This window comes from Micromonospora sp. NPDC047670 (assembly GCF_043204915.1).
Classification (GTDB): domain Bacteria; phylum Actinomycetota; class Actinomycetes; order Mycobacteriales; family Micromonosporaceae; genus Micromonospora.
In genome coordinates, this window is the sequence record NZ_JBIDDA010000014.1 from 36,532 (window position 1) to 62,471 (window position 25,940).

At 75.9% G+C, this 25,940-nt stretch carries 18 protein-coding genes; 9 read left to right on the forward strand and 9 right to left on the reverse strand.

Annotated features, from left to right (window positions below; all coding sequences use genetic code 11):
* Position 1 precedes the first annotated feature (1 nt).
* The 5 genes from ACGF7U_RS26210 to ACGF7U_RS26230 form a co-directional block, all read right to left on the reverse strand.
* Complete coding sequence (locus tag ACGF7U_RS26210; RefSeq protein ID WP_393110983.1) at positions 2-3,511, reverse strand: amino acid adenylation domain-containing protein; 3,510 nt, start codon at positions 3,509-3,511, stop codon at positions 2-4.
* Positions 3,508-5,835 carry a lantibiotic dehydratase gene (locus tag ACGF7U_RS26215; RefSeq protein WP_393110985.1) on the reverse strand — a complete coding sequence of 776 codons (2,328 nt, stop codon included), beginning with the start codon at positions 5,833-5,835 and terminating at the stop codon, positions 3,508-3,510. Before ACGF7U_RS26215 ends, ACGF7U_RS26210 begins: the two co-directional genes overlap by 4 nt.
* A 76-nt stretch (positions 5,836-5,911) precedes the next feature.
* Positions 5,912-9,016: a thioesterase domain-containing protein gene (locus ACGF7U_RS26220; protein ID WP_393110987.1), complete on the reverse strand. Its 3,105-nt coding sequence runs from the start codon at positions 9,014-9,016 to the stop codon at positions 5,912-5,914.
* Entirely contained in the window at positions 9,013-12,519 is a 3,507-nt protein-coding gene (locus tag ACGF7U_RS26225; RefSeq protein ID WP_393110989.1) for an amino acid adenylation domain-containing protein, read from the reverse strand. Before ACGF7U_RS26225 ends, ACGF7U_RS26220 begins: the two co-directional genes overlap by 4 nt.
* A gap of 334 nt (positions 12,520-12,853) precedes the next feature.
* Entirely contained in the window at positions 12,854-13,258 is a 405-nt protein-coding gene (locus tag ACGF7U_RS26230) for a DUF2267 domain-containing protein (protein WP_393110991.1), read from the reverse strand.
* Between the two features lie 229 nt (positions 13,259-13,487).
* Here ACGF7U_RS26230 and ACGF7U_RS26235 point away from each other — a divergent pair, with 229 nt between their 5' ends.
* The 4 genes from ACGF7U_RS26235 (at position 13,488) to ACGF7U_RS26250 (ending at position 16,219) form a co-directional block, all read left to right on the forward strand.
* Positions 13,488-13,823, forward strand: a complete 336-nt coding sequence (locus ACGF7U_RS26235; RefSeq protein WP_393110993.1) for an ArsR/SmtB family transcription factor — start codon at positions 13,488-13,490, stop codon at positions 13,821-13,823.
* Between the two features lie 132 nt (positions 13,824-13,955).
* The gene (locus tag ACGF7U_RS26240) at positions 13,956-14,690 is read left to right on the forward strand and encodes a helix-turn-helix domain-containing protein (RefSeq protein ID WP_393110995.1); all 735 of its coding nucleotides are present in this window, start codon (positions 13,956-13,958) and stop codon (positions 14,688-14,690) included.
* Positions 14,687-15,796, forward strand: a complete 1,110-nt coding sequence (arsB, locus tag ACGF7U_RS26245) for an ACR3 family arsenite efflux transporter (protein WP_393110997.1) — start codon at positions 14,687-14,689, stop codon at positions 15,794-15,796. The genes ACGF7U_RS26240 and arsB overlap by 4 nt, the downstream gene beginning before the upstream one ends.
* Before the next feature lie 15 nt (positions 15,797-15,811).
* Positions 15,812-16,219 (forward strand): arsenate reductase ArsC, encoded by a 408-nt coding sequence (locus tag ACGF7U_RS26250; RefSeq protein WP_393110999.1) that lies wholly within the window; start codon positions 15,812-15,814, stop codon positions 16,217-16,219.
* Positions 16,220-16,237: 18 nt separating this feature from the next.
* Here the strand turns inward: ACGF7U_RS26250 and ACGF7U_RS26255 are convergent, their stop codons facing one another.
* From ACGF7U_RS26255 to ACGF7U_RS26265, 3 genes are read right to left on the reverse strand one after another with little or no spacing between them, the layout of a single operon-like run.
* Positions 16,238-17,740 carry a hypothetical protein gene (locus ACGF7U_RS26255; protein ID WP_393111001.1) on the reverse strand — a complete coding sequence of 501 codons (1,503 nt, stop codon included), beginning with the start codon at positions 17,738-17,740 and terminating at the stop codon, positions 16,238-16,240.
* Positions 17,737-18,555, reverse strand: coding sequence for a sugar phosphate isomerase/epimerase family protein (locus ACGF7U_RS26260; RefSeq protein WP_393111003.1), 819 nt, complete (start codon positions 18,553-18,555; stop codon positions 17,737-17,739). Before ACGF7U_RS26260 ends, ACGF7U_RS26255 begins: the two co-directional genes overlap by 4 nt.
* Positions 18,552-19,592, reverse strand: coding sequence for a zinc-binding alcohol dehydrogenase (locus ACGF7U_RS26265; RefSeq protein ID WP_393111005.1), 1,041 nt, complete (start codon positions 19,590-19,592; stop codon positions 18,552-18,554). The genes ACGF7U_RS26260 and ACGF7U_RS26265 overlap by 4 nt, the downstream gene beginning before the upstream one ends.
* Before the next feature lie 116 nt (positions 19,593-19,708).
* On the opposite strand from ACGF7U_RS26265, the gene ACGF7U_RS26270 reads away from it, so the two are divergent.
* The 5 genes from ACGF7U_RS26270 to ACGF7U_RS26290 all read left to right on the forward strand — a co-directional run bounded on the left by ACGF7U_RS26270 (position 19,709) and on the right by ACGF7U_RS26290 (position 24,443).
* The gene (locus ACGF7U_RS26270; protein WP_393111007.1) at positions 19,709-21,103 is read left to right on the forward strand and encodes an ABC transporter substrate-binding protein; all 1,395 of its coding nucleotides are present in this window, start codon (positions 19,709-19,711) and stop codon (positions 21,101-21,103) included.
* Positions 21,100-22,062: a carbohydrate ABC transporter permease gene (locus ACGF7U_RS26275; RefSeq protein ID WP_393111009.1), complete on the forward strand. Its 963-nt coding sequence runs from the start codon at positions 21,100-21,102 to the stop codon at positions 22,060-22,062. The genes ACGF7U_RS26270 and ACGF7U_RS26275 overlap by 4 nt, the downstream gene beginning before the upstream one ends.
* Complete coding sequence (locus ACGF7U_RS26280) at positions 22,062-22,928, forward strand: carbohydrate ABC transporter permease (RefSeq protein ID WP_393111011.1); 867 nt, start codon at positions 22,062-22,064, stop codon at positions 22,926-22,928. The genes ACGF7U_RS26275 and ACGF7U_RS26280 overlap by 1 nt, the downstream gene beginning before the upstream one ends.
* 48 nt (positions 22,929-22,976) lie before the next feature.
* Complete coding sequence (locus ACGF7U_RS26285) at positions 22,977-23,684, forward strand: phosphatase PAP2 family protein (RefSeq protein WP_393111013.1); 708 nt, start codon at positions 22,977-22,979, stop codon at positions 23,682-23,684.
* A gap of 153 nt (positions 23,685-23,837) precedes the next feature.
* Positions 23,838-24,443: a class I SAM-dependent methyltransferase gene (locus tag ACGF7U_RS26290; protein WP_393111015.1), complete on the forward strand. Its 606-nt coding sequence runs from the start codon at positions 23,838-23,840 to the stop codon at positions 24,441-24,443.
* A gap of 108 nt (positions 24,444-24,551) precedes the next feature.
* Here ACGF7U_RS26290 and eccB read toward each other — a convergent pair whose 3' ends face one another.
* Entirely contained in the window at positions 24,552-25,940 is a 1,389-nt protein-coding gene (gene eccB / locus ACGF7U_RS26295; RefSeq protein WP_393111016.1) for a type VII secretion protein EccB, read from the reverse strand.

Consider the following 25,940-nt stretch of genomic DNA (forward strand, 5'->3'; position numbering starts at 1 on the left):
GTCACGCGGTGCCGCCGGGGCGGCGGGGTGGGTTGCGGCGGGTACGACTGCGTCGGGCGGCGGCGCGCAGCGCGGCGCGGGCCAGCTCCGGCCGGTCGGCGGCGCCGTCGAGGCTGGCGGCGAGCGCCCGGATGGTGGGGTGGCGGAAGAGGTCGAGCATCTTGATCGAGCGGCCGGTGGCGGCGGTGAGCCGGGCGTGCACGGCGGCCAGCGCCATCGAGTGCCCGCCGATGTCGAAGAAGTTGTCGGTGACCCCGACCTGGTCGCGTTCGAGGACCTCGCGCCAGATCCCGGCGATCAGCTCCTCGGTGTCGGTCAGCCCCTCCGGGCCGGCCGGCAGCACGCCGCGCGGCGCCTCGGCGGCGGCGACGGTCATCGCGCCGAGCTGGGGCGTGGCCACCGTCGGGCGGGGCAGCCCGGTGGCCACCCGGTCGGCCGGCGTGTCCGGCGCGGCGACCAGCGCGCCGACGAGGGCGGCCAGGTCCGCCAACAGGTCGTCGATCCGACCGGCGTCGAAGAGGTCCGGGTTGTAGACCACCTCGACGCCGTACCGGCCGGCCCGCTCCACCACGTAGACGGTGATGTCGAAGGGCGAGCCGGGCTTGGGCACCGCGACCGGCTCGGCGTCCAGGCCGGTCAGCGCCAGCCGGGGCGGGGCGAAGTTGAGCACGTTGAACAGCACCTGCACCAGCGGCGCGCGGGAGGTGTCCCGGCCCACGGCGAGCGCCTCGACGATCCGCTCCAGCGGGGCGCCGGGGTGGGCGGTGGCCTCGTGCAGCTCGCCGGCGCACCGGTCGACCAGCTCGGCGAAGCTGGCCCCGCCGCCGCGCACCCGCACGGGCACGGTGTCGATGAAGAAGCCCACCACGTCGTCGAACGCCGCCAGCCGGCGGTCGGCGACGACGGCGCCGACCACGTGGTCGTCGCGGCCGGTGAGCCGGCGCAGCAGCTCGCCGAAGCCGGCCAGCAGCACCGCCGCCACGGTGGTGCCGCGCCGCTCGGCCAGCTCCCGCACCCCGCGGTCGCACGCCTCGGGCAGCCACACCGCCGCCTCGGCGCCGGCGTAGGTGGCGACCGCCGGCCGGGGCCGGTCGCGGGGCAGGTCCAGCACCGTGGGCACGTCACGCAGGTGCGCCACCCACCAGTCGAGGTCGGCGGCGCCGCGACGCCGGTCCCGCTCCGCCCGCCAGACGGCGTAGTCGGCGTACGTGGCGGGCAGCGCGGGCAGCGTCGGGCTGCCGCCGGCCAGCGCCCGGTCGTACGCCGCCGCGAGGTCGTCGTAGAGGGGCTTCTCGGACCAGCCGTCGAAGACCGCGTGGTGCAGGGTGATCGCCAGGACGTGCTCGTCCGGCCCGAGCCGGTAGACGGTCACCTGCCAGGGTGGCCCGGTGGCCAGGTCGAAGGAGTGCGCCGCCCCGGCCGCGAGCATCCCGGCCAGCTCCGCCTCGGCGTCGGCGCTGCCGGTCAGGTCGACCACCGGGACGGCCACGTCGGTCGGTTCCTCGCGGACCGCGTACGGCACGCCGGCGGTCTGCGGGATGCGCCAGCGCAGCACGTCGTGCCGTTCGGCGACCGCCCGCAGCGCCGCCCCGAGGGCGGCGGTGTCCAGCGGGCCGCGCAGCCGGTGCGCCACGGCGATGTTGTAGGGAGCGCTGGAGGGGGCGATCTGGTCGACGAACCAGAGCCGGCGCTGCGGCGCGGAGAGGGTGGGCGGGTTGCCGGTGGTCAGCCCGTCGCCGTCGGCCGGGGCGGCGGCGGTGATCCGCTCCACCAGGCCGGCCAGGGTGCGGCCGGCGAAGACGTCCCGGGTGTCGACGTGCCGGCCCAGCTCGGCCCGGAGCGCGGCGACCAGGCGCATCGCGGCGATGGAGTTGCCGCCGGCGGCGAGGAAGTCGGTCTCCGGGGTGGGCGCCGCGCCGAGCAGGCGGCCCCAGATCCTGGCCACCGCCGCCGCGAGCGGCTCGTCGGCGTCGACCGGCCCGTCGGGGGCCGGGGCGGCGGTCGTGGCGGCCAGCGCCCGCAGCGCCGGCCGGTCCAGCTTGCCGGTGGTCGGGCTGACCGGCAGGGCGTCGCGGCGCAGCACCCGGGTCGGCAGCATCGCGGCGGTCAGCCGGGGCAGGGCGTACGCCCGGAGCCGCTCGTCGTCGGGGGCGTCGGCCGGGGTGAGGAAGGCGACCAGCTCGGTGCCGGCCGGGCCGGGGACGGCCTCCACGGCGACCTGGCGTACGCCGGGCAGGTCGGCCAGCACGGCCTCCACCTCGCCCAGCTCGATGCGCTGGCCCCGGATCTTGACCTGTCGGTCGATGCGGCCGAGGTAGACCAGCCGGCCGTCGGGCTCCTGCCGGGCCAGGTCGCCGGTGCGGTAGAGCCGCTGCCCCGGGTGCTCGCCGAACGGGTCGGGGACGAACCGCTCGGCGGTCAGGCCGGGCCGGCCGAGATAGCGGTCGGCCAGCCCGGGACCGCCGACCAGCAGCTCGCCGGCCTCCCCCGGCGGCACCGGGCGCAGCCCGGCGTCGACCACGTACACGCGGTGGTTGGGGACCGGACGGCCGATCGGCACCGGGTCGGTCTCGGCACCGGTCAGCTCGGCGCTGACCGCCATCACCGTGGCCTCGGTGGGGCCGTACGCGTTGACGAAGAGCCGGCCGGGGGCCCAGCGGGCGGCCAGCTCGGCCGGCACCGCCTCGGCGCCGCAGAGCACCACCCGCCAGGCGGGCAGCTCCGCCGGGTCCAGCATGGACAGCACGGTCGGGGTGAGGAGTCCCCAGTTCACCTCGTGCGCGGCGATGAACCGGGCCAGCCGCACCGGGTCGGCCCGGTCGTCGGCGCCCACGAGCTGGACGGCGCCGCCCAGCAGCAGCGGCACGAAGAGGTCGATGACGGCCGCGTCGAAGCCGATCGAGGCGTAGCCGAGGCTGCGTACGTCCGCGTCGGCGTCGGTCAGGGCGGCGCAGCCGGTGACGAACTCGACCACGCTCCGGTGGCTGACGACCACCCCCTTGGGGCGGCCGGTGGAGCCCGAGGTGAACAGCACGTACGCGGGGTCGCCGGGGCGGGCCGGGCAGTCGGCCAGCGGCGCCGGCCCGGGCAGCCCGAGCGCCTCGACGCCCGGCACGTCGCCGAACTCGGCCTCGGCGGCGTCGCCGACCACCACGGACACCCCCGCGTCGGCGACCATCTCCCGCAGCCGCCGGCGGGGGCCGCCCGGCTCCAGCGGCACGTAGCAGCCGCCGGCGAACAGCACCCCGAGCACGGTGGCCACGAGGTCGGGCGTGCGGGTCCCGCAGACGCCGACCCGCGTCTGCCGGCCGACACCGTGGCCGCGCAGCGCGGCGGCCACCCCGGCCGCCCGGCCGACCAGCTCGGCGTACGTGAGCCGGGTGTCCCACTGGCGCACCGCGACCGCGTCCGGGGTCCGGGCGGCCTGGGCGGCGACCAGCTCGGCCAGCGTCGCGTCCGGCCACGGCAGGGTCTCCCCGTGGACGGCGCTGATGGACAGGATGTCGGTCACCCGTTCTCTCCCCGGTAGCTCACTGGATCGGTGATCTGCAACCGCAGCTCGCTGACGTAGCCGCGTCCCCGCGCGTCGGTCACCCAGGCGTCCGCCGGGTCCGGCAGCAGCTCGCCGACCGTCACGGTGACGTCGGGGCCGCTCTTCGCGGCGGCGTCGACCATGGCGCACAGGGACTGGGCGTGCAGCGGGGCGGTGAGGTCGACGTAGCAGGGCTTGATCTCGGTGCCCACCTTGACGAAGACCCGCTCGGGCAGCCCGAGGGCCGCCCGCCACCGGCGTACGGCGAGGAACCGCTCGGCCTCGCCGGTGACGCCGGCCAGGCCGGTCTCCGCCACCGTCGTCCGCCAGGTCCGCCGCGCCACGACCAGCCGGTCGATGGTGATCCGGGGCGTGTGCGGGGCCGGCGCGAGGAGCTTGAAGGTGTCCAGCAGCAACGCGCCGAGCAGGTTGGCGAAGATCTCCATCAGCGGCCAGCGGGTGCCGTCCGGCAGCACCGCGAGCCACTCGCCGCCGTCGTTCTCCACCCGTGCCTCGGTGGCGCGCACCAGCCGGTCGACGTCGGCGCCCCGGGCCGTGTCGATGCCGAACTGGCGGTCCCGGGGACCGTTGAGCGCGTACGTGATGCGGGTCGTCATCCGCGGGAAGCTTTCCGGGTAGAGCACCCGCGCCCGGGCCGGTCCGAGTTCGGCGTCCAGCGCGGCCCGCAGCGACGGCTGGTCGGGGTGGAACGGGGTCAGCACCGCGCTGTCGAACGGCACGTAGGCCGGGTGCAGCTCGCCGAGGACGAGCAGGAAGTCGCCCCGGTTGAGGGCGTCCAGCCCGGCGGCGGCGATCTGCACGTCCGGGCTGTGGATCCGGGCGGACGGCCAGCCGGGACGGTCGGCGGCGAACAGGGTGCGGGCCCGCTCGGCCAGCTCGGCGCTGCGCAGCCGCAGCTCGGTCTGCCCCGGGGCCACCGCGGCCAGGCCGATGAGTTCCGCCCAGCGGGCGGTCAGCCCGGCGCCGGCCTGGGCGATCGGGCCGTCCGGGGCGAGCAGCAGCCCCTGGGCCAGGGCCCAGATGTCGGCCAGCCGCACCGGCCCGTCGCCGCGCAGCTCGGCGTGCAGCTCCGCGAAGAGCCGTTCGCAGGCGGCGCCGACCTCGGCGGTCAGCCAGCGCGCGGCCGTCAGCACGATCGCCAGCGGCTCGGCCAGCGCGTCCAGCACCCGGGAGCCGACCGTGAAGTCCAGGTCGCGTGCGGTCTCCTCGTAGAGCACCGTGCGACCGGCGTACATCTGCCCGGCCTGGCGGGTGGCGGGCCGGCCGGTGACGGCGGTGAACTCCGCGTTCAGCGCGGCCAGCGCGGCGCCGAGCCGGTCCGGGTCCCCGGCCGCCGCGGCCACCGCGTCGCGGGCCGTGCGCAGCCGGTCGAACGCGGCGGCCACCTCGGCGCGGACGGACGCGTCGCCGATGGCGTCGATTCGCTCCGTCAGCACGCGTTCGGCCTCCGGGCTGACCGGCAGGCCGGCGTCCCAGGTGAGCAGGCTCCGGTCGACCAGCCGGTCGAGCAGCAGGTAACCGTCGTCGGCGCTGCGCAGCCCGGTCTCCCCGGCGGTCAGCAGCCGCTCGACCAGGGTCACCGCCGGGGTGCGCCCGTCGCACGCGGCCAGCAGCCGGGCCTCCACGGCGGTCAGCTCGGTCGGCGGCAGCAGCGGCCGGCTGACCTGCCGGTCGGACAGGCTCAGGTGCGGCGGCAGCGTCGGCGCCCACCAGCACCGCACCGCCAGGTCGTCGGCGAGCCGGTCGGCGTACGCGATCAGCGCCCACGCCTCGAAGTGGACCTCGCGCCGGGACACCAGCGCGGGCCCTGGCCGCAGTCGGGTGCTCGGCTCGTCGGGGTCGAGCCGTCCCCAGCAGACGGGGCCGAAGAAGCCGATCGTCTCGGCCTTGCCGCAGTAGCGCTGCCAGTAGCGCAGCAGGCTCAGCTCGCGCTTGCGGCGGCGGACGTTGCGCACGGCCGGGTCGGTGCGCAGCAGGCCGTCCAGCGCGATCAGCATCTCCGCGTTCTGCCAGGTGACCGCCTCGCGCAGCAGCGGGTCGGCGGCGATCTGGTTGGCCACCTCGGAGCCGTCCGCCAGCGCCGTCGCGAACGCCTTGTCGAACGTGTCCGCCTCGCCCTCGCCGGAGAGCAGGGCGTCCGCGGCGGCCGCCGCCTCGGGCGCGGCGAACGCGGCCAGCCCGGCCGCCGGAAAGCCGGCGGTACGCAGGACGACGTCGCGCCACACCGACCAGCCGGTGTCGCCGAGGGGGATCCGGTGATCCACTCGCTGACGCTCGCTCATGACGGCACTCCGCTTCGCTCCGTGCCGCCATGAGGCACCACCGCACTGCACCGATGATTCACTCGCTGACGCTCGCTCATCGGCCGCCCTCCCGCTCGTCGGCGTCCACGATGTGCAGCCGCAGCTCGCTGAAGTAGCGCCGGCCGGCCGCGTCGGGCACCCAGGCGTCCTCGACCGTGGGCAGCATCTCGCTGACCGAGAGGGAGGTGCCGTCGTCGCCGTCGGTGCGGGCGGCCCGCACCATGGCGCAGAACATGTTGGCGAACGCGGGGCTGCTGAGATCCACGAAGCAGGGCTTGGTCTCGGTGCCGAGCTTGACGTAGACCTGCTCGGGCAGGCCGAGGCGGCGGCGCCAGTCCCGGACCGCGAGAAACCGTTCCCGCTCGCCGGTGACCGCGGCGAGCCCGCTCTCGCCGACCGTGGTGCGCCAGGTCTGCCGCGCCACCACCAGCTCACCGACCGTGATCCGGGGCGTGTACGGCGCGGGGCTGACCAGCTTGAACCCGTCGACGGCGTGCGCGCTGAGCAGCGGGGCGAACAGCTCGGGCAGCGTCCAGCGCTCCCCGTCCGGGGCGGTGGCGAACAGCCGGCCACCCTCGTCGACGATGGTCAGGTCGACGGTGGGCAGCACCCGGTCGGGGTCGGCGCCGGGTGCGGGCGCGAAGGCCAACTGCCGGTCGGTCAGGCCGGTGAGCGCCTCGGCGACCCGGCTCGTGCGCCGGGGCCAGTCGGTCGGGGTGAGCAGCCGGATCCGCCGCTCGCCGAGGTCCTCGGTGAGCGCGTCGCGCAGCCGGCCCACGTCGGGGTGCGACGGGGTGAAGACCTGGCAGTCGAAGGAGGCCCAGGCGGCGTGCAGCTCGCCGAGGACCACGGTGTAGTCGCCGCGCGCCAGGGCCCCCGCGTCGGCGGCGCAGATCTGCAGGTCGGGGCTGTGCAGCCGGGCGTTGGGCCAGGTCGGCCGGCCGGCCGGGAACGCCTCGGCGACCCGGGTGGCCAGGTCGGCCACCGGCAGCCGGACCTCCGTCGTCCCCGGCGGCAGCGCGGCCAGGCCGAACAGCTCGGCCCAGCGGCCCGCGAACTCGGCGGCGACCGCGTCCACCGGGCGGGCGCCGTCGCCCCAGAACAGGCCCTGCGCCAGGAACCACAGGTCGGCCAGCGCCACCGGGGCGCCGCCCGTCTCGGCGCGCAGCTCGTCGTGCAGCTCGCGGAACGCCGCGTCGTACGCCCGCTCCAGCGCGCCGACCAGCCAGCGGGCCGCCTGGAGCAGCACCGCGAGCGGGGCGGCGATCCGGTCCAGCAGCGGCTTGCCGAAGACCACGTCGAGGTCGCGGCTGCTGTCCTCGTAGCAGAGGGTGCGGCCGGCGTACATCTGGCCGGCGCGACGGCGCGGCGGCTGCCCGGTCAGCTCGGTGAAGGTCGCGTCGAGCGCGTCGAGGGCGGCGCACAGCCGCTCCGGGTCGCCCGCCGCGGCGGCCACCGCGTCCCGGGCGGCACAGAGCCGGTCGAAGCCGGCGCGGGCGCCCTGCCGGGCGGACTCGTCGCCGATCGCCTCGATCCGCCGCCGCAGCACGTCCTCCGCGTCCGGGCTCACCGGCAGCGCCGCGTCCCAGGTGATCAGCTCGCGCTCGACCAGCCGGTCCAGCAGCGCGTAGCCGTCCTCGGGGCGGCGCAGCCCGATCGCCGGGTCGGCGACCAGCTCGCGGGCGGGGCGCCGGCCGTCGGCGGCGGCCAGCAGCGCCGCCTCCACCGGGGTGAGCGTCACCGGCGGCCGGCCGGGCCGCCGGACCGTACGGTCGGCGAGGCTCAGCTGCGGGCAGAGCATCGGCGCCCACCAGGCGCGCACCGCCACGTCCTGGCCGATCCGGTCGGCGTAGGCGCTGAGCGCCCAGGACTCGAACCACACCCAGCGGCGCCGGGTCAGGCCGGGGCCGGGGCGCACGTCGGCGGTCTCCGGGCGCGCCGGGTCGAGGGTGACCCAGCAGCTCGGGCCGAAGAAGCCGACCGTCTCGTTCTTGCCGCAGTACCGCTGCCAGTACTTCAGCAGGGCACGCTCCCGGTCCCGCCGCCGCACGTTGCGGGCCGGGTCGGGGCCGCCGCGCGCCAGGCCGTCGAGTGCGACCAGGGCGCCCCGGTTCTGCCAGGTGACCGCCTCCCGCAGCAGCGGGTCGGCGGCCAGCTCGGTGATCCGCCGCCCGGCCGCCGTCGCGGCCTCGGCGAACTCCTTGTCGTAGCGCTCCGCGCCGTCCCCGGTGGCGAGCAGCTCGTCGGCGGCCGCCGCGGCCTGCGGCGCGGACAGCATGGTCAGGCCGTCGGCGGAGAAGCCGGTGGTGCGCAGGATGGCGTCCCGCCACACCGACCAGCCGGTGTCGCCGAGCGGCACGCGGTGCCCGCCCGGCACCCGCGGGGCCCGGCCGCCGGACGCCGGCGCGGCGGCCGGTCCCGCGTCGGCTTCCAGGGCCGCGTCGAGGTCGGCGCGGATCGCGGCGAGCAGCTCGGGGAGCCGGTCGTTGAGGAAGAAGTGCCCGCCGTCGATCTCGCGCAGGGTGAAGCCGGCGGCGGTGTGCTCGCGCCAGGCGTCGCTGTGCTCGCGGGTGACGGCGCGGTCGTGCCGGCCGCTGAACGCCACGATCGGCACCGGCAGCGGCTCGCCCGGGACGTAGTGGTAGCTGTCGACCCGGCCGAAGTCGGCGCGCAGCAGCGGCAGCAGCAGCTCGACCAGCTCGGGGTGCGCCAGCAGCTCGGCCGGCAGGCCGCCGCCGGCGCCGAGACGGCGCAGCAGCTCGTCGTCGTCCACCCTGGACAGCCCGTCGAAGAGGCTGGGCGCCGTCACGTGCGGGGCGCGGGCGCCGCCGACGTAGAGCCGCAGCGGCAGCGGACGGCCGGCGCGGCGCAGCTCGCGGACCACCTCGAAGCCGACCCGGCCGCCCATCGAGTGGCCGTAGATCGCGTACGGGCCACGGACCCGGTCGGCGACGGCGGAGGCGACGTCGGCCACCCGGAACTCCGGGTCCTCACTGATCCGGTTCTCCCGCCCGGGCAGCTGCACCGGCAGCACCTCGACGTCCGCGCCGAGCCCGTCCTGCCAGCGCCGGAAGACGCTCGCGCCGCCGCCTGCGTAGGGCAGGCAGAACAGTTGCACCGGTGCCGGGTCACGGCGGCCGGCGGAGAGGAACCAGTTCACCGCGCGCCTTTCTGAGGGGGGTCGATCCAGTACCGCTGGCGCTGGAACGGGTAGGTGGGCAGGCCGGTGCGCCGGACCGCGCCCTCGGGGTGCAGGGCCGTCCAGTCCACGTCCCGGCCGGCGATCCAGGCCGCCGCCAGCTCGCGCAGCTCGCCGGGGTCGCCTGCCAGCCGGGCGTCGGTGGCGAGCAGCTCGTCCAGCGCGGCGACGGCGCCGGCCGGGTCGGCCGCCACCACGGCCGCCCGGCAGCCGAAGGCGCGCCGGCCCAGCGCGAGGGTGGCGGCGACCTCGGCCAGCGCCGGGGCGGCCCCGGCGAGGTGCTGCCGCAGCCGGGTCAGCGCCGCCCGCAGCGCCGCCGGGGTCCGCGCCGAGACGGGCAGCAGGTACGCGGGCGCGTCCCCGCCGTCGACGGGCTCGGCCGGGGGTGGCTGCTCGACCACCACGTGCGCGTTCGTGCCACCCAACCCGAACGAGCTGACGCCGGCCACCCGGCGTGCCGCCTCGGGCCAGTCCCGCGCCTTGGTCGGCACGTAGAACGGGCCGCCGGCCAGGTCGATCTCCGGGTGCGGGCGGGTGAAGTGCAGGTTCGGCGGGATGACGCCGTGCTGCACGGCGAGCACCGCCTTGATCAGCCCGGCGATGCCGGCGCCCGCGTCGAGGTGGCCGATGTTGGTCTTCACCGAGCCGAGCGCGCAGGTGTCGGCGGGGCCGGCGCCGGCGTACACCTCGTGCAGCGCGGCGACCTCGATGGCGTCGCCGAGCGGCGTGCCGCTGCCGTGGGCCTCGATGAGGCGGACCTCGCCGGGGGCGACCTCCGCCGCGGCGAGCGCGCCGGCGACGGCGGCGGCCTGCCCGGCGGGCCCGGGTACGGCGAACCCGGCGCGGTCGGCGCCGTCGTTGGTGACCGCCCAGCCGGGCAGGATCGCGTAGATGCGGTCGCCGTCGGCCTGGGCGTCGGCGAGTCGGCGCAGGGCGACCACCCCGACCCCGGAGCCGAAGCCGGCGCCGGCGGCGGCCTCGTCGAAGGCGCGGCAGCGGCCGTCCGGGGACGCCAGGCCGCCGGGGGTGTGCCGGTAGCGCGGCCAGGTGACGTTCACGCCGCCGGCCAGCGCGATGTCGCACTGGTAGTCGGCGAGGCTCTGCGCGGCGAGGCAGACCGCGACCAGCGAGCTGGAGCAGGCGCTCTGCACGGCGACCGCCGGGCCGGTCAGGCCGAGCCGGTAGGCCACCTGGCCGGGCAGGTGGTCGGTGAACTGCCGGCCGACGAGCCGGGCCTCCCAGTCGTCGGGGTCGACGTCGCCGACCACCGCCGGGTTGTCCATGAGGTGGAAGAGGAAGTACCGGTTGGCGGAGGTGGCGGCGTAGACGCCGACCAGCCCCGGGAACCGGGCGGGGTCGTGCCCGGCATCCTCCAGGGCCTCCCAGGCCGTCTCGAGGAAGAGCCGGTGCTGGGGGTCGGTGCGGGCGGCCTCGTCGGCGCCGAAGGAGAAGAACTCGGCGTCGAAGTCGGCCACCCCGTCGAGCCGGCCGGCCGCCTTGACGTGCCGGGGGTCGGCGCGCAGGCGGGGACCCACGCCGAGGGCGGCCAACTCCTCGTCGGTGTGGTCGTGGATCGAGTCCACCCCGGCGCAGAGGTTCCACCAGAAGGTGGCGACGTCGGGCGCGCCCGGGAACCGGCCGGCGAGGCCGACCACGGCGATCTCCTCGCCGGTGTACTCCCGGGCGGCGGTCGCCGGCGCGACGGGGGCGGGCGCGACGGGCGCGCGGACCGGTTCCGGCGGGGTGTCGACCAGCCGGGCCTGCGCGGCCACGGTCGGGTGCTCGAAGAGCTGGAGCATCGACAGCCGCACCCCGAACCGCTCGGCGAACCGCTGCTGCACGCGACCGAGCAGCAGGGACTGGCCGCCGACGTCGAAGAAGCTGTCGGTGCGGGCGACGGCGTCGCGCCCGAGCACCTCGCACCAGATGTCGTGCACGATCCGTTCGGTGGGCGTGGCCGGCGCCTCTCCGGCGGGCACGGTCCGCGCCGGGTCGGGCAGCGCCCGCTCGTCGATCTTGCCGGTGACGGTCAGCGGGAACTCGGGCACCACCACGACCGCGCGCGGCAGCGCGTAGTCCGGCAGCCGTCGGGCGAGAGCGTCGCGCAGGGCCGCCGGGTCCAGCTCGCCGCCGCCCGGCCGGGCGTACGCGAGCAGCTCGCCGTCGCGGGCGATGGCGCGAACCCCGGCGACGCCGGGCTGGTCGGCGAGTACCGCCTCGATCTCGGTCAGCTCGACCCGGAACCCGCGCACCTTGACCTGCCGGTCCAGCCGGCCGAGGCAGATCAGCTCCCCGCCGGGCAGCCGCGCGCCGAGGTCCCCCGTCCGGTACGTCGGCACGCCGTCGGGGTCGACGGAGAACCGGTCGCTGTCCTGGTCGAGGTAGCCGGGGGCGAGGTGCGGGCTGCGCACCACGATCTCCCCGGTGCCCTCGGCGCCGCTCTCGTGGGCGCCGGTGCCGTCCTCGGCGAGGCGCAGCTCGTAACCGGGCAGGGCCACGCCGATCGGCAGCGGGCCGGTGGCGGCGGGGTCGGCGTCGGCGAGCGGCAGCGCGTGGTGGGCGGCGAAGGTCATCTCGGTGGCGCCGTAACCGTTGACCAGCACGCAGTCGGGGGCGAAGCGGTCCCGCCCGCGGGCCGCGTCGGCGTGGGTGGCCTGCTCGCCGCCGAGCAGCACGACCCGCACCCGGTCGAGGCGGGGGCCGGGGGTGTCGAGCAGGAAGCGGTAGACGGTCGGGGTGGAGTGGTAGACGGTGACCCCGTGCCGGGCGAGCTGCTCGACGGCGTGGGCGAGGCCGTGCCGGCGCAGCTCCACCGGGACGACGGCGGCCCCGGCGAGCAGCGCCGGGTAGAGGTCGGGGATCGCCGCGTCGAAGCTGAACGAGGCGAGCAGGCTGAGCCGGTCGTCCGGTCCGATGTGGAGGGCGGCGATCTGGTTGTCCACCACGTGCAGCAGGTTGCGGTGGGTCTGGCCGACCGCCTTCGGCACGCCGGTGGAGCCGGAGGTGAACAGCACGTACGCCAGCGCGTCCGGGTCGACGGGCACGGGCCGCAGCGGCGCGGCCGGAACGTCGTCGACGGTCAGCACCCGCACGGCCGGCAGGTCGGCGGTGAGCCGGCGGGCCAGCCCGGCGTGCTCGACTCCGCAGAGGACGGTGCCGACGTCCGCGGCGGCGAGCATGTGCCGCAGCCGCTGTTCCGGGAAGCCCGGGTCCAGTGGCACGTACGCGCACCCGGCGGCGAGCGTGCCGAGGATGGCGACGATGGTGGCGGGCCCGTGCCCGGTGAGCAGGGCGACCCGGTCGCCGGGCCGGCACCCGGCCGCGGCGAGGGCGGCGGCGTGCCCGCCAGCGGCGCCGGCGAGCGCGGCGTAGCTGAGCGGGGCGCCCTCGCCGAGGACTGCCGGCTGATCGGGTCGACGGGCGGCGACAGCGCCGAAACGATTGACTACCGTCGGTTCTGCCATGTCAGCGCGCGGTGGCGGACCCGCTCGAGGGCAGCGTGCAGCGTTCGACAAACGCGATCATGATCCCCCCCAGGACTTCACAATGGAAGCAGCATAAGGCTCGATGCCTGGCTCGAAAGATCATCGATTAGAGTCCAGCCGAACAGTCGATGACCCCTCGCGCAACGGCCGGAGAAGTCCGTCCGATCATCCCTCTGGCGCGTAGAGGAGTTTCGGTCTATTTGCTTACCGGCCGGTAATTCTGCGGCGAAACTTCCCTCAGGCCGTCAGTCTTCCTGTGATTGGGGTCGATGTCCACAGGCGACTTGTGAACCTCCGATGAACCGGCCGCCCGTCAGGTGTCATACGGTGGCCGGGGGATCGGCTGGCTCATGCCGTCGAAGTCCCGGGGCAGCCGCGCGACCATCTCGCGGAACTCGTCGACGGTGACCGCCTCCCGCAGGGTGGCGAAGACGGCGGCGGTGCCGGTCCGGGCGGTGGCGTCGTCCACCCCGGCCCGCTCCCCCACCCGGCGCAGGAACTCCGCCGGCCCGAACGCCATCGGCGGGCCGCCCACGGGACCGGGCGCGCCCAGGTAGCCGTCCAGCTCGTCGGGGAGGTGCCCGGCCAGGTCCCCGGACCGGCCGCCGGTCATCCGTTCCACCATCGTCTGCAGCACGGCGCGGGCGATCGTGGCGGACCGGGCGCTCGACAGCCCCGACCGGCGGGACACCGCGTCGACGAATAGGGGAAACCGCACGGCGCCCTCCTGTCGTCACCGGCCCCGCGCATACCCCCGCCCGACGCCGGCAAACGACGCGCCGGGCCCGGCCGGGCCGAATCAGTCGCTCCACCGGACCGACGCCCCGCCGGTGGCCGTGGTGCCGGTCGACCGGTGGCCGTGGTGCCGGTCGACCTGCTCCCGCACGCCTGACAGATCCGTCGTTTCGTTGAATGACAATATGATGACGGTGCGGAAGGCTGGGGGCATGGACCAGGCGACGCCCCGGCCGTCGAGCGAGCCCTCCGGCGACCCCCCGAGCGGGCTGGGGCCGGCCACGCAGGAGTTTTTGAAGGCACTGGGCAGCCCGACCCGGCAGCGGATCATGATGTTGTTCGCGCAGGGCGCCGAGCTCTCCGTGGGCGAGGTGGCCGAGCGCGCGGGGATCAGCCAGGCCACCGCGTCACAACAGCTCACCCTGCTGCGACGCGGCCGGGTGGTGACGTCGCGGCGTGCCGGCAAGACGGTGTACTACCGGGCCGACCGCGACGGGGCGCTCGCCGCCCTGACGGACCTGCGCGCCTACCTGCTGACCTGCTGCTGACCCGAGCCGCCCGGCCCGGCCGACCGCCCACCACCGTCACCGCCACCCGCGGTGTGGCCAACCTCCACCCGAGCGGTGCGGCGCGGCACTCCCGCTTGACATCCGCCGGATAGCTCAGCAATGGTTGAGTCAATGGACACTGAGCCTTCCCTGTCGGCGCGCGCCCGGATCCACGCCGCCCTGGGCGAGCCCGCGCGCCTGGCGATCGTGGACGCGCTGCTGCTGGGCGACGCCTCGCCCGGCGAGATCGCGCAGACCCTGCGCCTGCCCACCAACCTGGTGGCCCACCACGTCAAGGTGCTCACCGACGCCGGCCTGGTCGCCCGCTCGCGGTCCGAGGGCGACCGGCGCCGCACCTACCTGCGGCTGTGCCCGGCGGCGCTGGCGACGCTGACCCCGCCGCCGCTGGACGAGGCGCGCCGGGTGGTCTTCGTCTGCACCCACAACTCCGCCCGCTCCCAGCTCGCCGCCGCCCTGTGGACGTGGCGCACGCACGCCCCGGCCGCCTCGGCGGGCACCGCCCCGGCGCCCCGGGTGCACCCGCGCGCCGTCGCGGTGGCCCGCCGCCACGGCCTGCGCCTCGACCCGGTCGGCACCGCCCACGTCGACGACGTCGTCCGCGCCGAGGACCTGGTCGTCGCCGTCTGCGACAACGCCCACGAGGACCTCACCGGCCCCGTCCGGCCGCGGCTGCACTGGTCGGTTCCCGACCCGGTCCGCGTCGACACCGACGAGGCGTTCGAGGCGGCGTACGCCGAGCTGGAGGCCCGGGTCGACCGGCTCGCCCCCGCCGTCATGCCAGCAGCGTCGCGCCGGCCCACACCCGCCGACGCGCCGACACCCACGACCCGAACGGGAGCCCCGTGACCACCACCGCCCACGACGATCCGGCCGCCACGGCCGTGGTGGGACGCCTGTCCCGCCTCGACCAGTTCCTGCCGGTCTGGATCGGCCTCGCGATGGCCGCCGGCCTGCTGCTCGGACGGCTGGTGCCCGGCCTGGACACCGCGCTCGACGCGGTGAAGATCGGCGGCATCTCGCTGCCGATCGCCCTCGGCCTGCTGATCATGATGTACCCGGTGCTGGCCAAGGTCCGCTACGACCGCCTCGACACCGTCACCGGCGACCGGCGGCTGCTGGTCTCCTCGCTGCTGCTGAACTGGCTCGTCGGGCCCGCGCTGATGTTCGCCCTGGCCTGGGTCCTCCTGCCCGACCAGCCGGAGTACCGGACCGGGCTGATCATCGTCGGGCTGGCCCGCTGCATCGCCATGGTGATCATTTGGAACGACCTGGCCTGCGGCGACCGGGAGGCCGCCGCGGTGCTCGTCGCGCTGAACTCGGTGTTCCAGGTGCTCGCGTTCGGGCTGCTCGGCTGGTTCTACCTCGCCGTCCTGCCCGGCTGGCTGGGCCTCCAGGGCGCCGCCCTGGCCGTCTCCGGCTGGGACATCGCGGCCAACGTGCTGATCTTCCTCGGCATCCCGCTGCTGGCCGGCTACCTCACCCGTCGCCTCGGCGAGCGGGCCCGGGGGCGCGACTGGTACGAGCGGCGGTTCCTGCCGAGGATCGGCCCCACGGCGCTGTACGGGCTGCTCTTCACCATCGTCATCCTGTTCGCCCTCCAGGGCGAGGCGATCACCGACCGGCCGCTGGACGTGGCCCGCATCGCGCTGCCGCTGCTGGTCTACTTCGCCGTGATGTGGGCCGGCTCCTACGCCCTCGGCCGGGCGGTCGGCCTCGGCTACGAGCGCACCACGACGCTCGCCTTCACCGCTGCCGGCAACAACTTCGAACTCGCCATCGCCGTCGCGATCGGCACCTTCGGGGTCACCTCCGGGCAGGCCCTGGCCGGCGTGGTCGGGCCGCTGATCGAGGTGCCGGTTCTGGTCGCCCTGGTCTACGTCTCGCTCTGGGCGCGCCGCCGACTCTTCCCGTCGCCGGCCGCGGGCCGGCCGACCGTCTCCGTTCCGCGCTGAAAGGGAGCACCCTCCGTGAGCGACAAACCCAGTGTCCTGTTCGTCTGCGGACACAACGCCGGCCGCTCGCAGATGGCCGCCGGCTGGCTGCGCCACCTCGCCGGCGACGCCGTCGAGGTCCGTTCCGCCGGCTCGGCGCCCGCCGGGACCGTCAACCCGGCCGCCGTCGAGGCGATGCGGGAGGTCGGCGTCGACATCAGCGACCAGACCCCGAAGCTGCTGGAGTACGCCACGGCCGAGTCCTCGGACGTCATCGTCACCATGGGCTGCGGCGACGCCTGCCCGGTCTTCCCGGGCAGGCGCTACGAGGACTGGCGGCTGGCGGATCCGGCCGGCAAGGGCGTCGAGGCCGTCCGCCCGATCCGCGACGAGATCCGGGTTCGGGTGGAGCGGCTGCTGCGGGAGCTGATCCCGGCCGGCTGACCGGGCGGCCGGGTCGGCTCAGCCGGCCGGGTCGTCGGCGAGGACGTCGAGCAGCAGCGCGGCCGTCCAGCCGAAGGCCGGCGAGCCCAGCCCGGCGCCGGTGTCCGGGTGGAAGTACTCGTGGCAGCCGGCCCGGGCCACCAGCTCGATCATCGAGTCGCGCAGGCCGGCCGCCAGGTCGGGGTGGCCGTGGGTGAGCAGCCCCCGGCGTACCAGCCAGTTGACGTTCATCCAACTCGGCCCGCGCCAGTAGCGCAGCGGCTCGAAGTCCCGCGCCGTGCGGTCGTGGCTGGGCAGCGGCCGGTCCATCCGGGCGGCCAGCCCGAACCGCGGGGAGCACGCCTCGGCGACCAGCGCCGACACCTGCCGGGCCGGCAGGTCGGGCAGGACCAGCGGGACGAGGCCGAGCACCGTCCGGGCCGGCACGAGACGGTCGGCGCGCAGGTCCCGGGGCTGGAAGGTGCCGGTCGCGGGGTCGTACAGCCGGCGCACCAGGGCCTCGGTGATCCGGGCGGCGCGCTCCCGGTGCGGGCCCGGGTCCGCACCGACCAGCGGCGCGATCCGCGCGAGGGCGTGCTCGGCCGCCCCCATCGCCGCGTTGACCAGCGGACACTCCACCAGGAACGGGTGCCGGGCGGCCAGGCCATCGTCGCGGTAGCGGTGCTCCCGGTAGGACGCGACGATCGCGACGTAGCGGGCGTAGTCGAGGTCCGTGGGGCGGTGCGCGGCGTCGGCGTGCGCGGTGTCGTGCCGGCGGTACGCGCGCATGACCGCCGCGTCGGCGGGCACCGCCGCCATCGGCGCGTCCCAGGCGGGGCTGTTGTCCAGCCCGGACTCCCACGGGTGCACGACGCAGGCCAGCCCGCCCCCGCCGACGTCCCGGTGGGTGGCGAGGTAGCGCTGCTGCGCCACCAGCCCGGGATAGAGGCGGCGCAGCGCGGCCCGCCCGTCCTCGGAGGGGCACCGGCGGTAGGCCAGCCACGCGGCCGGCGCGTGCACCGGCGGTTGGATCAGCCCCGACGTGGCGGCGGCCGGGGCGCCGTCGGCGAGGGCCGAGCCCCAGAACTCGGGCCCGGGGAAGTACGAACCCACCCGCAGGGCGGGGTTGAACACGATGTGCGGCACCCGTCCGTCGGCCCACTGCGCCCGGAACAGGCTGGCCAGCTCCCGCCAGGCGCGGTCGGGGCGGACGTGGGCCCAGCCGATCGCGCTGAACGCCGAGTCCCAGCTCCACTGGTGCGGGTAGAGGGTGCGCGAGGGCACGGTGTGGTCGTGCTCCCAGTTGCCGTCGAGGGTGGCGACGGCGAGGCGGCGCAGCGCCCCGGCGTCGCGGGCGCCGGGGGCGGGTCCCGCACCCGCCGCGCCGCCCTGTCCGCCGCGCGGTCCGCCGCCGACGGTGTCTGGCCCGTCGGCGACGGTGTCGGCGGGCCCGTCGCCGACGGTGTCTGCGGGCCGGCCGTCGACGATCTCGGCGCGCCGGCGGCCGTCGGTGTGCCGGCCGCCGGCGGTGCCGGTGCTCATGCCGCCGCCTGCCGGGGCAGCGCGTGCCGCAGCACGGCGGCGGCCTGGTGCAGGGCGCGGACGGGGTCGCCGCGCAGCCGGCACTCCAGGGCCAGCCAGCCCCGGTAGTCGATCTCCAGCAGGGTGCGGACCAGGGCCGGCCAGTCGAGGTGACCGGCGCCCGGCTGGTAGCGGTTGGAGTCGCTGACCTGCACGTGCCCGAGGTAGGGCGCGGCGGCGCGCAGGGCCCGGTGCACGTCGTCCTCCTCGATGTTCATGTGGAAGGTGTCCGCCACGACCCGGACGGAGGGCAGCCCGACGGCCGCGCAGAGGGCGACGGCATCGCCGAGCCGGTTGACCATGTGGTCCTCGTACCGGTTCAGCGGTTCCAGGAAGAGGGTGACGCCCTCCGCGCGGGCATGCTCGCCCAGCTCGCCGAGGGCGTCGACGAGCACCTGCCGGTCGCCGGCGGGCGAGCGGGGCGGCTCGAACGGCGGCAGCCGCCGGGAGAACATCCCCCACGCCGCCGGGGTCATCGCGCCGACGCCGCCCAGCTCGGCGATCACGGAGAGCTGGGAACGCAGGTTGCGCACCGCGTCGCGGGACCGGTCGGGATCGAAGTCGCCGATGAAGTGGTCCATCTCGACGCAGACGGTGGGCATGACCACGCCGGCGGCGCGGGCCCGGCGCAGCTCGGGCAGCCGCCGGGCGAGGGCGAGGTCGCCCCGGCCGCGCAGCTCGATCGCGTCGTAGCCGAGCGCGGTGGCGAGCGCGTACTTCTGGATCAGGTCGGTGCCCGGCAGGAGTTGCTCCTGACAGGCCAGGGGAATGGTCATGGGAACCTCAGCACGACTTGGAGGGCGTCACCGTCACCGCGGTCGAGCAGCGCCAGCGCGTCGGCCACCGCGCTCGCGTCGACGACGTGGCTCACCAGCGGCAGCGGGTCGACGCTGCCCTCGGCCACCAGGTCCATGAAGGTGTGTGCGACGCGGGCTCCGGTCCACCGGCCGGCCATGCCGGGCGCCGGGGTCGGCCCGGAGACCTGGGCCGCCACCAGCTGGATCCGGTTGTGGTGGAACTCCTCACCCAGGCCGAGCCCGTCGGCCTGCCCCTGGTAGAAGCCGGCGGCCACGACGCGGCCGGCGTGGGTGGTGGAGCGGATCGCCTCGTGCAGCGCCGGGTACGCCCCGGACAGCTCCAGGCAGACGTCCGCGCCCCGGCCGTCGGTGGCCCGGCGCAGGACGGCGGCGGCCGACTCGGCGCCGGCGTCGACGGCGACGCGGGCGCCGAGCCGGGTGGCGTGCGCCAGCCGGGCGGCCACCCGGTCGACGGCGACGACCCGGGCGCCGGAGAGGGCGGCGAGCCGGGTGGCGAGCAGCCCGATGACGCCCTGGCCGAAGATTCCGACCCAGTCGCCGAGGTGCAGGTCGCCGGCGAGCACCGCGGTGAGGGCGATCGCCCCGGGGCGGGCGAAGACGGCCGCGAGCGGATCCAGCCCGGCGGGCAGCGGGTGCACGGCGTCGGCGGGCACGACCGCCTCGGCGCGGTGCCCCCAGATGCCCCAGACCACCTGCCCGGCCCGCCGGTCGGCCACGTCGGGCGCGACCTCGACGACCTCGCCGACCTCCTCGTAGCCGAAGCCGACCAGCGGGTACGGCACGGAGGTCTGCCGGGGCACGAACATCCTGCTGACGTCGTCCCAGTCCTTGCTCAGCCGAGGGTTGCTGCCCCGGTAGAGGGTGAGCTCGGTGCCGGCCGAGATGCCGGAGTAGCAGGTGCGGACGCGGACCTGACCGGGGCCGATCGGATCCGGGGGGCAGGGCTCGAGGCTGATCCGTCGGGGCCCGGCCAGAGAGACAACCCAGTTGACCATGAGTCACATCCCGGTAGCACTGGGTTCCATCGTAGGCAAAAAATCGGTATATGTCTTGTAATTGATCAATCGAAGGCGTTGAATCCCTTGTATACCCTTCGAGAGGAGTGCCATCGATGTCAGCACCTCCGATGCGGATACTCGCCGCCACCCTGATCATGGCAGTCACCGGGGCCGGCCTGCTGGCCTGCGGCGACGAAGAATCCGACAGCGACAGCAAGAAGATCACCGTGTGGAGCCTGGAGGACGTGGCCGACCGGGTCACCGCCACCAAGGCGATCGTCGCGGACTTCACCGCGAAGACCGGCATCACCGTCGACCTGGTCACCGTCAACGAGGACCAGTTCCCCTCGCTGATCGCCTCCAGCGCCGCCGCGGGCGAGCTGCCCGACGTGGTCGGGTCGGTGTCGCTGGCCGGGGTGCGCACCCTCGCCGGCAACGAGCTGCTGCACCCCTCGGCGAACGCGGAGGTCGTCGAGGCGCTCGGCCGGCAGACCTTCTCGCCGCGCGCGCTGGAGCTGACCGCCGACGACGGCAGGCAGCTCGCCGTGCCCAGCGACGGCTGGGGGCAGCTCCTCGTCTACCGCAAGGACCTGTTCGACGCCGCGGGGCTGCCCGCCCCCGACACGTACGAGAAGATCGCCGCCGCCGCCGCGAAGCTCAACACCGGCGGCGTCGCCGGCATCACCGCCGCCACCGCCCCCGGCGACGTGTTCACCCAGCAGACCTTCGAGCACCTGGCGCTGGCCAACAACTGCCAGCTCACCGACGACTCCGGTGCCGTGCGGCTGGACTCCCCCGAGTGCGTCGAGGCGTTCCGCTTCTACGGCGACCTGATGCGCACCAGCTCCGTGAAGGGCGCGCAGGACGTGGACACCACGCGGGCCACCTACTTCGCCGGCAAGGCGGCCATGCTGATCTGGTCGCCGTTCATCCTCGACGAGCTGGCCGGGCTGCGCGACGACGCCAAGCCGACCTGCCCGCAGTGCCAGGCCGACCCGGCCTTCCTGGCGCGCAACAGCGGGTTCGTCACCGCGATCAAGGGCCCGAACGGCGCCGCTCCGGCCCAGTACGGCGAGATCAGCTCGTGGGCGGTGCTCGACGGCGCCGCCGCCGACCCGGCGAAGTCCTTCGTGGAGCACCTGCTCGGCGAGGCGTACCCGCGCTGGTTCGGCATGTCGCCCGAGGGGCGCTTCCCCGTCCGCAAGGGCACCCCGGCCGAGCCGGAGAAGTTCCACACCGCCTGGAACGCCAGCCAGGCCGGGGTGGACGCCAAGAAGCCGCTCGCCGAGGTCTACGGCGAGGAGGTGCTCGCCGGCCTGCGGCGCAGCCCCGACACCTTCCAGCGGTGGGGCCTCACGCAGGGCCAGGGCAAGCTGGTCGGCGCGATCCTGGGCGAGCTGCCCGTGCCCAAGGCGCTGAACGACGTGGTCGCCGGCAAGTCCGACGCCGCCGCGGCCGCCGGCCGGGCGAAGAAGGACGTGGAGGCGATCAAGGCGGGCGTCAATTGACCAGCGCCGCGCCGGGCACCGGCCGCTCCCCCACCCGGGATCGGCCGGCCCCGGCCCCCCGCCGCCGGCCGCTGACCCTGCGCCGCCGCGAGGCGCGCGCCGGGCTCGCGCTGGTCGCCCCGACCCTGCTCGTCGTGGTCGCGGTCATCGGCATCCCCATCGTCTGGACCGTGGTGCTGGCCTTCCAGCGCGTACGCCTGGCGACGCTGCGCCGCACCGGGCTCTTCGGCGAGTTCACGATGGACAACGTCGAGCGGGTGCTCAACACCCCGGGCTTCGCCGACACGCTGTGGACCACGCTGGTCTACAGCGTCGCCAGCACCGCCGGCTCCATCCTGCTCGGTCTGGTGGCGGCGCTCGTCGTACGCCGGCCGTTCCGGGGCCGCACCCTGGTGCGCGCGTCGATGCTGCTGCCGTACGTGGCGCCGGTGGTCGCGGTCACCTTCGTCTGGCAGGTGATGCTCGACCCGCAGCTCGGCATCGTCAACGACTGGGGTCGGCGCTTCCTCGGCTGGGACACCCCGGTGCCGTTCCTGTCCCAGGAGTCGACGGCCCTGGCCACGGTCGTCGCGTTCGAGGCGTGGCGCTACTTCCCGTTCGCGTTCCTGTTCCTGCTCGCCCGGCTCCAGGCGGTGCCCGGCGAGCTGGAGGAGGCCGCCCGGGTGGACGGGGCCACCCCCACCCAGCGGTTCCGGCACATCCTGCTGCCGCAGCTGCTGCCGGTGATCGGCCTGCTGGGCGTGCTGCGCTTCATCATGACGTTCAACAAGTTCGACGACGTCTACCTGCTCACCGGCGGGGCCGCCGGCACCGAGGTGGTCAGCGTCCGGGTCTACGAGTTCCTGACCGCGCGCACGGACATCGGCGCGGCCGCGGCGCAGGCGGTCGTGCTCGCCGTGGTGCTGATCGTGTTCGTGCTGGTGTACCTGCGCTTCTTCGGTGGACGGAGGGTCGACTGATGGACCGGGACCGGGTCGAGACGGTGGGCCTGCGCTGGCTGCGCCGGCTGGTGATCGCCGCGTTCCTGCTGGTCACCGTCTTCCCCTTCTACTACATGCTGGTGCTCTCGGTGCGCCCCATCGAGCGGCTGCTGCTCGACCCCGGCTCGTTGGTCGTGGGCCTGGGCGAGCTGACCTTCGACACGTACGCCGAGGTGGTCAAGGCCGCCGACGACGGCGGCCAGGGCTTCCTCACCTTCATGCGCAACAGCGGCCTGGTCGCCGTCGCGGCGACCCTGCTGACGCTGGTCGTGGCGATTCCCGGCGCGTACGCCGTCGCCCGGCTGCGGTTCTTCGGCCGGCGGCAGGTCGACTTTCTCTTCCTGGCGGTCTACCTGTTCCCGTCGATCGTCATCGCGATCCCGCTCTTCGTGGTCTTCACCCGGGCCGGGCTGCGCGGCTCGCTGCTGGGCCTGGTGCTGGTCTACATCTCGCAGACCCTGCCGGTCTCGGTCTACATGCTGCGCAACTACTTCGAGACCATCCCGGTCAGCCTGGAGGAGTCGGCCGCCATCGACGGCGCCGGGCGGCTCGGCATCATCCGCCGGGTCAGCCTTCCCCTCGCGGCGCCGTCCATCATGGCGGTCGCCCTGTACGACTTCATGATCGCCTGGAACGAGTTCCTCTTCGCCCTGCTCTTCCTGGTCGACAAGCCGAACCGGTGGACGGTGTCGCTGGGGCTGGCGCAGCTGGCGGACGGCGTCGAGGTGCCGAAGACGGTGCTGATGGCGGGTTCGGTGATCCTCACCCTGCCCATCGTGATCCTCTTCTTCGCCAGCGAACGGCTGCTCACCGAGGGGCTCACCAGCGGCGCCGAGAAGGGGTGAGGCGGGGCGGGGTTGCCGCGTGGCGTCGGCTCGCCTGAGGATGTCCCGGTGGAAGCCTCCCCCGCCACCGGAACCGACCCCGGCGGCCCGCCCGCGACGGACCCGCCCGGCGCCGGCGCGCCCGCCGTCGACCCGGCCGACGGCGGCCCGGCCGCCGTCGACCCAATCGACCGGGGCCCCGGCCGGCGGGCGGCCCGGCTGGTCACCGAGGTCCTCGCGCCCAGCGTGCTGGTCACCGTCATGCCGCTGGTGGTGGCGGCCCGGGCCACCGGCAGCCTCGGCGGCGTGCTGCGCTGGGGCGGCGCCGCCCTGTTCTTCTGCGCGGTCGTCCCGGTCGGCGTGGTGGTGTACGGCGTACGCCGAGGCTGGCTGACCGACCGGCACATCGGCGACCACACGCAGCGGCTGCGACCCCTGGCCCTCGGACTGGCCTCCGTGGCGGTCGGCGTCGCGCTGCTGGCCGCCCTCGACGCGCCCCGACCGCTGGTCGCGCTGATGGCCGCCACCCTCGTCAACGGGGCGGCCGCCACGGCGGTCAACCACTGGTGGAAGCTCAGCGTGCACGCCGCCACCGCCGCCGGCTCGGTGACCGTCCTGGTGCTGGTCTTCGGCCCCGCGCTGCACGCGCTCTGGCCGCTGGTCGCCGCGGTGGCCTGGTCGCGGGTGCGCCTGCGCGACCACACGGTGGCCCAGGTGCTCGCCGGGGCGGCCGTCGGCGCCCCGCTCACCGCCGCCGCCTTCCTCGCGCTGACCTGACCACCGTCGCGCAGCCGGGCGGACGTGCCCCGCCCGCCCGGCGGACCGCCGTCCGGCTCCGGCCCGTTCCGCGCCACGTCGCCCGCCCCTGCCGGGCGCGGCGTGGGCACGCCCACCGCCGGAGGCCGGCGGCGATCCGGTTACGGTGACCGCATGGGAAAGCCGACCCGTTGGGTGACCGAGACCGGCCCGGAGCACTCGCAGTGGTACATCGACCGGTTCCGCCGGCTGGCCGCCGAGGGGGCCGACCTGGCCGGCGAGGCCCGACTGCTGGACGTCCTGGTCCCGCCGGGATCCCGGATCCTCGACGCGGGCAGCGGCACCGGTCGGGTGGGCGCGGCGCTGGCCGCCCGGGGGCACACGGTCGTCGGTGTGGACGCCGACCCGACGCTCGTCGACGCCGCCCGCGTCGACCACCCGGGTCCGCGCTGGCTCGTCGGCGACCTGGCCGAGCTGGACCTGGCGGCCGCCGGGGAGCCGGAGCCGTTCGACGGGGCCGTCATCGCCGGCAACGTGCTGGTGTTCGTCGCCCCCGGCACCGAGCGGGACGTGCTCCGCCGGGTCACCGCCCACCTGCGCCCGGGCGGCGTGGTGGCGGTGGGCTTCGGCACCGACCGCGGCTACCCGCTGACCGACTTCGACGCCGATGCCGTCGCCGCCGGGCTGCGGCTGGAGCACCGCTTCGCCACCTGGGACCTGCGTCCGTGGCGCGACGACGCCGACTTCGCCGTCACCGTGCTGCGCCGCCCTTCCGACTGAGGCCGCGCCGCTTCGGCGGGCGGCACCCGACCGGGCCACACCGAGACAGAGCGGTCCGCGGCGACGCCGAGCCGACCGTGCCGGCGCCGAGCCGGCGGGCCGGCCGGGTCAGGCGGGGGTGGCCACCACCCGCGCGGCGGCGGGGTCGAGAGTGGCGCCGGCGGGCACCAGGCTGACCAGGCCGGCCGGCAGCCGCACCGGCCGCACGTCGCGGTAGCCCAGCATGCCGAGCACCTCCCCGCCGGCGAGCACGTAGCGCCGGCCCAGGTCGGTGACCACGGAGACCGCGCCACCGGACGCGCCGGGCGCCGCGACCGACTCGACCACCGCGCCCCGGCCGGGCTCCACCACGACGTGGTCCGCGCGGACCCCGCCGGACGCCGGGGGCGCGGCGCGCGGCGCGGCGGCGAGGTCGGGCAGGCGTACGCCGAGCGTGACCTCGCTCGCCCCGCCGTCGTCGCCCACCCGCACGCAGAGCGCGGATCCCTCGGGCGCGGCCAGCCGGGGTGGCGCGGGCGGCGGGGCGGCCGGCCCGGTCGGCGCGAGGTCGGGCAGCTTCGGCAGCGCGGCGAAGCGCCCGAGGGTGATCGGCTCCGGCTCGCCCTGGCCGGTGCGGGCGAGCAGCAGGCCGGCCTGCAACTCGGTGATGCCGGCCAGGCCGTCCCGCAGCGCGACCGCGTACTGGCGGCCGCCGCCCGAGTTGCGCACCAGGTAGACGTCGCCGATCCGCGCCCCGGACACCCGGACCGAGCGCTCCCCCTCGTCGGGCAGGGCCAGCGGGGCGAGGTCGGCGCCCGCGGGCAGGCTGTTGAGCAGCGCGGGCGCCACCGGGACCGCCCGGGCCCTGGTGGCCGCCAGGGCGGCGAGCACCCGGTTGGGGTCACGCAACAGATGGCGGCGCTGGTGCCAGACCAGGTGCAGCCCGCCGTCGGGGTGGCGCAGCAGCAGCGCGTCGTCGCCGAGGGCCCGGCCGCCGTCGCCGGCCACGCCGATCAGCAGCGCCGACCGCGGTGCCGACCGGTCGTCCTCGCCGGCGGCCACCGAGCAGACCGTCCACGGCGCGGTCGACAGCCGGCTCCGCGCGGGCAGGGAGTCCGGGGCGTCGGCGATGCCCAGCGGCAGCCCGCGCGGCACGCCGTCGATGGCGCGGCGGGAGACGAGCACCGTCTTCGGCCGGTCCGCGCCGATGATCAGCAGCGCCGAGGCGTAGTTCAGCACCGGGTGCAGCTTCTGCTCCCGGTAGACGAACCGGGCGCCGGACTCCTTCTCGACGATCACCGCGCCCGCGTCACGCCACGTCTTGCCGCCGCCGGCGAAGAGGCCGTAGAGGGCGAAGCCGCCCAGGCCGATGGCCGCGACCAGGACGCTGGCCAGGGCCGCCCCGGCCAGCCGCCGGAACGGCGACCGCGCCGGGTCGGTCTCCCGCATCACCAGGGCGGCGACCGCCCGCTGGACGGTGAACTGGTACGAGTGCAGCTGGTCCTGCCGCGACGGCAT

Coding starts and splice junctions, on each gene's coding strand:
- ACGF7U_RS26260 (WP_393111003.1), bottom strand. CDS start 18,555: ATGACCATTCCCCTGGCCTGTCAGGAGCAACTCCTGCCGGGCACCGAC.
- ACGF7U_RS26235 (WP_393110993.1), top strand. CDS start 13,488: ATGGACCAGGCGACGCCCCGGCCGTCGAGCGAGCCCTCCGGCGACCCC.
- ACGF7U_RS26265 (WP_393111005.1), bottom strand. CDS start 19,592: ATGGTCAACTGGGTTGTCTCTCTGGCCGGGCCCCGACGGATCAGCCTC.
- ACGF7U_RS26255 (WP_393111001.1), bottom strand. CDS start 17,740: ATGAGCACCGGCACCGCCGGCGGCCGGCACACCGACGGCCGCCGGCGC.
- ACGF7U_RS26215 (WP_393110985.1), bottom strand. CDS start 5,835: ATGAGCGAGCGTCAGCGAGTGGATCACCGGATCCCCCTCGGCGACACC.
- ACGF7U_RS26225 (WP_393110989.1), bottom strand. CDS start 12,519: ATGGCAGAACCGACGGTAGTCAATCGTTTCGGCGCTGTCGCCGCCCGT.
- ACGF7U_RS26280 (WP_393111011.1), top strand. CDS start 22,062: ATGGACCGGGACCGGGTCGAGACGGTGGGCCTGCGCTGGCTGCGCCGG.
- ACGF7U_RS26290 (WP_393111015.1), top strand. CDS start 23,838: ATGGGAAAGCCGACCCGTTGGGTGACCGAGACCGGCCCGGAGCACTCG.
- eccB (WP_393111016.1), bottom strand. CDS start 25,940: ATGCCGTCGCGGCAGGACCAGCTGCACTCGTACCAGTTCACCGTCCAG.
- ACGF7U_RS26270 (WP_393111007.1), top strand. CDS start 19,709: ATGTCAGCACCTCCGATGCGGATACTCGCCGCCACCCTGATCATGGCA.
- ACGF7U_RS26240 (WP_393110995.1), top strand. CDS start 13,956: ATGGACACTGAGCCTTCCCTGTCGGCGCGCGCCCGGATCCACGCCGCC.